Raw genomic sequence first — 6,306 nt, 5'->3', positions numbered from 1 at the left:
CCGGCCGGTAGGCCGCTGTGCTCTGCTTTTGATCTGCTGTTGATCTTGATCTGACTGCCCCATTCAGCCCGAGGCCGAACGCAGGTATTGAGGAGCGGGTAAACCGGCAGGACGCCGGTTTAGCCGCGCCGGGCCATGGATGGCCCGTCGCGGCGGCCCGCGGAGCAATGCCGAAGTGAGGAAACGCCGAGCCTAAGCGAGGCGCCGACAGGCGGGGCAGAGCGTTTTGGTTACTTTTGCGCTTTTCAAAAGTGACCCGCTGTAAGAGCGGAACCATAGGTGGCCGTTACCTAAATAACGGATATACACCCGATCACAGCACCGACAAGGGCAACGGCAACTCATAAGACTTCTTAACCGTCCTGACCACCAAAGTAGACGAATAAGTACGAATCGGAATATCCCGATAAATGTCTAAAAACCGATAGATATAATCAGTGTACTCAGTGGCATCCCGAAACTTCGCCACCATCACAAAATCAAACTCCCCGGTCAGCAAATAACAGTCCTGAATCTCCGGATGACTCGCCAGGATATGCTGCATCTTGCGGTCGATATCATTACTGTCCCTATCAAGCTTAATCAAAAAGAACGCCGTCACCTGAATCCCAAGCTTGCGCTCATCCAGCACGGCCACTTTCGCCTTTATGATCCCGACACTCTCCAGCCGCCTGATACGCCGGTAACAACTGGTCGACGACAGCCCCACACTGTCACTCAACAACTCCAGACTCTGGCAGCAATCCCTTTGCAACTTCCCCAGAATCTTCAAATCCATGGCGTCTGTCATTTTTTCCATATCTTCCTTGAAAAAACTGCAATGAATCCACCGTAAACACCCGCCAATTTGCACAAATCCTGCGCAGCGGCGCACTAACATCAATCCAGCTTAGCAGCCCAGCCAAATCAGGCACTGGGGCGGCATGAGAGGGATCTTATGATAGTCGCGAAACCGACATGGGCCACCGACATCCACGGCCTATTCAGCACCCCCTACTGGATCCCCCAAGAGCAACGCGCCGCCGTCACCGCCTCATGGGTGGGCTGCATGAACGCCTACTTCGTATTCCTCGAAGACCCCGCCTCGGTCAAGACCTGGTCCGAAACCATCTACCAGCACCTGGCCTCCCGCAGCATGCCGCTGACTCTCGACCAGCAGCAGTTCTGGCCCATCGACGCACTGGAAACCTTCAGGCTGTGGGTCAACCAGGGCTGGCGCCTGACCCCCAGCTCGCCGTTCGATGTCGCCGAGCGCATTCCCCCGCCCGACCTGCCCCACCCGGTCAAACGGGTACGTCAGGACATTCGCGCCCTGACACAGGAACAACTGAACCTGTACCGCTCGCGCCTGGATGATGTGATGCAAGTCGCCGACCCCGACAGCGGCTCGCCCTGGCAGCGCTACGCCTACATCCATACCAACTGGTGCCTGCATTACCAGGAAGCGTTTGCCCTGTGGCATCGGGCCTATCTGCTGTACCTCGAAGCGCTGATCGACTGCGCGATTCCCTATTGGGACTGGATGGCCGAAGACGCCAGTGTCGACGGCAGCCCCCAGGCCGGTTTGCCCCAGGCGTTTCTCGATGAAACCTACGTACACCCGCACACCGGTGAAGTGCGGCCGAACCCGCTGCGTTACGCGGCGGCCAAGGACGGCAGTTCGAAGGTGTGTGCCAGGGGCGATGTCAACGGCGTGGACTGCCGCTTCGTGCAGCGCAACCCGCTGTTCTATACCCAAGGCGAGCCGTTCCGCCGTGAGCGTACTGAGTTGTATGCCATGAGCCGGATTTTCCAGCAGCAAGTGGTCGACGCGCTGAAGTTCACCTCGTTCAGCCAGCCTCAAGGTGTACCGGGTTATCCATGGGCGAATATTCCGGTGTTTGACCCGCCGCAAAAAGACCACCTGTACCCCAACCGCGCCCTGAATTTCGACGGGCTCTACGAGCAGCCCCACGACAACTATCACGGCTGGATCGGCGGTGACATGGCCGACAACGCCTACACCGCATTCGACCCGGTGTTCAGTTCCTACCACGCCAATATCGACCGGATGCTGGAAGTGTGGATCCGTGCCAACCCGGCGGCGCAGTACACCACCCAGTGCCTGCTGCAGCCGTTTGCCGGGAGTGGGGCCAGCACCGTCACGTTCACCAGCGCGGATGCCTGGCGCTATACCACCTTGGGCGATATGGCCCAGGACAGCCGCCATATCGGCTACGACTACGGCACGCCCGTCGCCCCACAGTTTGGTGCGACCAAGGCCGCTGCGAAGGCGTGCTGCCCACACAGTTCGGTACCCGCCCCGGCCACCGGCAACGCGGCCGGGCTCGGGCCGTGGGTGGTGTTCGACCATGTGCGCTGCACCCACGACACCTACCTGATCGACGTATTCCTCAACCAGCCCGACGCCACACCGCAGCAGGTGAGTGCCGACAATCCGCACTATGTCGGGCGCTTCAGTCGCATCGGCATGGGCCTGGTGGATGACAAGGGCCGTTGCATCACCCACGGCGTGTCCCGCGCGTTGAATGCCGCGCGCAATGCCAGGGTGCTGAACCTTCTTCCCACCGACACTACCCAGTTGTCCGTGGTTGTAACCCATCTCGATAGTGCCCGGGTGTTGACGCCGCAAGAGTATGCGCCGCTGCCAGGCTTTATCGCCCAACTGGTGTGGGACGACCCGCGCCAGGCCATGACCGGCCCTGCCCCCAGTGCCGGTTGCTGCGCTGCTTCCACCCACACAACACCTGGAGAATCGCCATGAGCACGCCCTTCAAACAATTCACCTCCCCCGCCGGGCAGGCACCCAAGGACTACAACAAGCTGGGCCTGGAAAACCAGTTGCCGCAGTTTGAAACCGACTGGAACAACGACCTCACCGGCTGGACCCAGTCCGCGATCATCGGCAACCCGTGGTCGGGCCTCTATGACGCGCCGCGCTCGGGCTATTACAACCCGCTGGTGGAAGGCTACGGCCCCACCACCCTGCCGGCGATCACCTGGGCGCCCTTCCCCAACCGGCTATGGACGTTTTTCTACAACAACGGCACTGCGGTAATCCCACAATTGGGCGGCAAGGCCATGACCCTGCAACAGGTGATGGAGCTGACCGACAACGGACAGATCACCCTCAACAACACCCTCTACACGCTCTACGATCCGAACAAGCAAGGCACCCTGTTGCAATTGCCCGCCACCCGTTGCCCCAGCATCGACTGGCAAGGCAAGTACAAGGATTTCTCGCCATCTGGCCCGCGTGGCTGGCTTGACGAATACTGCGAGTGGTCCATCGTGCGTGATGCCGACGGCAACATGCGCAAGATCACCTTCACCTGCGAAAACCCGGCGTACTTCCTGGCCATGTGGCGCATCGATCCGAATGCGGTGCTGGGGCTGTATCGCGACTACATCGACCCGCAGGTGCAACTCGAAGACCTCTACCTGCGCTACACCGCCGACTGCCCGACCGGCAAAACCGGCGATCCGGTCATCGACCCCACCACCGGCCAACCGGCCTACGACACCGTCAACAAATGGAACGCCGGCACCGCCTGCGTACCTGGCCAATACGGCGGTGCGATGCACCTGACCTCCGGTCCCAACACCCTGAGTGCCGAGGTGTACCTGGCCGCCGCCGCGACCATTCTGCGGCCGGTAAGCAGCAGCCAGAATTCCGAGGCGTTGATCTGCTGCGCGCAATACGGGCAGAACTACCGCAACTCCGACCCGCATATCGGTTTCTCGGCCAACGGCGTGGCGGTGAATAACCGGCTGTCCCTGACCAATCCCATCGGCCTGTACCTGCAACAACCCACCGACTTCTCGGCGTGGAAAGGCCCGCAAGGCCAGGACGTCAGCCAGTACTGGAAGATTACCCGTGGCGCCGCCAAATCCGCCGTCAACGGCTCCGACCAGATCCTGCAAGCAGTGTTTGAAGTGCCGGTCAGCGCCGGGTTCTCGATCAACGACATCACCATCAGCGGCCAGCCGATCGACTATGTGTGGGTGATTGCCCAGCAACTGCTGGTGGGCCTGAGTGTGACCACCACGCCGATCAGCCCGACGCCGGATTCCTGCCCTTGCGTGACGGATCGGGTCAACGGCGTGCAACCCTGGCCGGTGCAACTGCTGCCGGTGGATCTGTTCTACGGGCAGTCGCCTACCGACTTGCCGGCCTGGCTCGCTCCCGGCACCAGCGGGCAGTTTGCCCTGGTGGTGCAAGGCGCCGACCTCAAGACCACCGCCGAGACGGCGCGGGTGCAGTTTTCCAATCCAGGGGTGACGGCGCAGGTCACCCGGTTCCTGCCGGATGCCTCGGCCATCCCCGGGCAAACCAACTCCGGTGGCACCCAGGGCTACCTGCTGACCATCACCGTAAGCCCCACTGCCGCACCGGGGCTGGTGACGGTGCGCGCGCTCAACCCGGGCGAAGCCGATAACCCAAGCGCAACGGAACACCCATGGGAATCCGGATTGGCGCTGGTGCCTGGCGCCTGACTGATACCGCCCATCAGCCGCACCCACCCAGGGTGCGGCTTCACCTGCTTGCAAGGAACGCGATGATGTCCAGGTTACGCTTGAGTGTTTTATCGCTGCTGACCAGTGTGGTGCTGAGCCTGTTCGCCATGCAGGCCGCCTACGCATCCCCCACTTCCGACGCCGACGCCTGCGTGCAGCAACAGTTGGTGTTCAACCCGAAAAGCGGCGGATTCCTGCCGGTCAACAACTTCAACGCCACCGGTCAGAGCTTTATGAATTGCTTTGGCTGGCAGTTGTTCATTGCCCTGAACTGGCCGGTGAATCCCGGTTGGCCCGCCACGCCCGCCCTCGCGGGTGAGCCGGACATGAACAGTACCCCGGCGCAATTCGGTGTACCGCCCGCCTCCGGCCAGCCAATGAGCGTGGCGCCGGTATGGGCCAGCTACAAGGACGCCAACGATATCTTCCTGCCCGGCGCGCCCGCGCCCACCGGCTGGGGCGTGCAAACCCTGGTGCCGTCCAATTGCAGCACCCAGGGCAGCCTCAAGGCGATGTCGGTGGGTGCGCGCAAGTTCATGACCGCCACCTCCGAAAGTGCGATCAACGCCCGGCATGGTTTTCACTTGTCCAGCGGTACCCTGGCCTCGATTCCCGACCCGATCATGGAAGCCTCCGGCGGCTGGCTGACGGACCAGTCGCAGAACCTGGTGTTTTTTGAACGCAAGGTGGGCAAGGCCGAGTTCGACTACATCGTCAGCAAAGGCCTGTACGACGCGGCCAACCAGCTGACAGTGGCGCGGAACATCGACAACCAGAACCCGGGCGGGCTTTCCCTGCCCATCGGTGAAGCCATGCGCTCGCTGCCGACCAACCCGGTGCCGCAGGAGCAACTGGGGGCCTTGGAGGTCAAGGCGGCGTGGCGGATCCTCACTGGCAAACCCGAGCTTTACGGACGCTACCTGACCACCGTCGCCTGGCTGAAAAACCCGGCCACCTTGCAGTGCACCCAGCAAGTGGTGGGCCTGGTGGGCCTGCACATCATCAACAAGACCCAAGCCTCGCCCAACTTCATCTGGACCACCTTCGAGCAGGTGGACAACGTGCCGGAACCCAACCAGGTGCCGCCACAACAGACCCCGCCCGACGGCTTTGCCTTCAACAACCCCAACTGCGGTACCGGCCCCGAATGCACGCCAAACGTGGCGCGTATCCAGTGCAAACAGCAGCATCCCGACCGCGACTGCACCGAGCCGTTTCCACGGGATGCGCCCGTGCAGACCACCCGGGAACATCCGCTGCCCACCGCACTGCAGGCCCTGAACGGCGCGGTGCAGGCCAACTTCGCCCAGCAGAGCCAGGGCAAGTCGGTGTTCCAGTACTACAAACTGATCAACGTACTCTGGACCCTCAGCCCCAACCCGCCCATCCAACCGGAACCGGGTGTCGGTGCGCCGGTGCCGCTGTCCTACGGGCCGTATATCAGCGAGGGCAACGTACCGGTGGCCAACACCACCCTGGAGACCTACGTCCAGGGCGATAACTGCAACGCCTGTCATCAGTACGCGACCATCGCCGGCAGCTCCACGCTGGCCTCGGACTTTTCGTTCCTGTTCAACAGCGCCGACTCGGCCAGCAAGAAAAGCCTGGTCAAGCGCGTGAAAGCCTTCCAGACCCTCAAGGACCAACCCTGAAGGCCTTCTGTAGGAGCGAGCTTGCTCGCGAAGGTCGTTAACGATGACGCTGGCATCCTGATTCAACGCGGCGCTCTCAGGTTTTTCGCGAGCAAGTTCGCTGCTGGGTGTATATCCGTTATTTGGGTGATGGCGG

The 6,306-nt window shown here is 61.8% G+C and carries 4 protein-coding genes; 3 read left to right on the top strand and 1 reads right to left on the bottom strand.

The features are described from left to right. Positions 1 to 313: 313 nt before the first annotated feature. A complete protein-coding gene (locus tag SNL23_RS10990; protein ID WP_173860396.1) occupies positions 314 to 799 on the bottom strand; it encodes an Lrp/AsnC family transcriptional regulator in 486 nt (161 codons plus the stop codon). A 138-nt stretch (positions 800 to 937) separates the two neighbouring features. Between SNL23_RS10990 and SNL23_RS10985 the strand changes: the two genes are divergently transcribed. The 3 genes from SNL23_RS10985 (at position 938) to SNL23_RS10975 (ending at position 6,170) form a co-directional block, all read left to right on the top strand. After that, positions 938 to 2,764, top strand: coding sequence for a tyrosinase family protein (locus SNL23_RS10985; RefSeq protein WP_318302249.1), 1,827 nt, complete (start codon positions 938 to 940; stop codon positions 2,762 to 2,764). Further along, positions 2,761 to 4,497 (top strand): hypothetical protein, encoded by a 1,737-nt coding sequence (locus SNL23_RS10980; RefSeq protein WP_318302248.1) that lies wholly within the window; start codon positions 2,761 to 2,763, stop codon positions 4,495 to 4,497. The genes SNL23_RS10985 and SNL23_RS10980 overlap by 4 nt, the downstream gene beginning before the upstream one ends. Before the next feature lie 65 nt (positions 4,498 to 4,562). Further along, complete coding sequence (locus SNL23_RS10975; protein WP_318302247.1) at positions 4,563 to 6,170, top strand: hypothetical protein; 1,608 nt, start codon at positions 4,563 to 4,565, stop codon at positions 6,168 to 6,170. The last annotated feature ends 136 nt before the right edge of the window (positions 6,171 to 6,306 follow it).

The sequence above is a fragment of the Pseudomonas sp. SED1 genome, from assembly GCF_034044025.1.
Lineage (GTDB): Bacteria > Pseudomonadota > Gammaproteobacteria > Pseudomonadales > Pseudomonadaceae > Aquipseudomonas.
The sequence above is the reverse complement of the archived record's forward strand: the minus strand, read 5'-3'. Positions and strand labels throughout refer to the sequence as shown.

Bases quoted from the DNA above. Each gene is read 5' to 3' on its own strand.
- SNL23_RS10990 (WP_173860396.1), bottom strand. From the start codon at position 799: ATGGAAAAAATGACAGACGCCATGGATTTGAAGATTCTGGGGAAGTTG.
- SNL23_RS10985 (WP_318302249.1), top strand. From the start codon at position 938: ATGATAGTCGCGAAACCGACATGGGCCACCGACATCCACGGCCTATTC.
- SNL23_RS10980 (WP_318302248.1), top strand. From the start codon at position 2,761: ATGAGCACGCCCTTCAAACAATTCACCTCCCCCGCCGGGCAGGCACCC.
- SNL23_RS10975 (WP_318302247.1), top strand. From the start codon at position 4,563: ATGTCCAGGTTACGCTTGAGTGTTTTATCGCTGCTGACCAGTGTGGTG.